General features: G+C 47.0%; 1 protein-coding gene. It reads right to left on the bottom strand.

Annotated features, from left to right (window positions below; translation table 11 throughout):
• A partial coding sequence (locus FN960_RS24805; protein ID WP_498034111.1) for a family 4 glycosyl hydrolase occupies nucleotides 1-234 on the bottom strand: 234 nt, incomplete at both ends.

Here is a 234-nt window from a genome sequence, read left to right as displayed (position 1 = left end):
ATTCGGACAAAGTTCTTCGACATCTTTTACGATGTCAAAAATCACCGGAATGGTACGCAGACCTTTAAACAAACCGCCCGCGCCGTTGGTTTCCTGACCAAGATAACCATGACTTAATGGAATACGTTCATCCAGTTCACGCGCCGGTAATTGGCCAACGCGCAGTTGGGTAGTAACGAAATCAGCATCTTTCAATGCTTCGCGGCGATCCAGCGTTTTATAAAGCTTCATCGG

Origin of the sequence: Alkalicoccobacillus porphyridii, assembly GCF_007293315.1 — a bacterium.
In the GTDB taxonomy this organism is placed as follows: domain Bacteria; phylum Bacillota; class Bacilli; order Bacillales; family Bacillaceae_D; genus Alkalicoccobacillus; species Alkalicoccobacillus porphyridii.
This window is presented reverse-complemented; position numbering and strand designations above follow the sequence as displayed.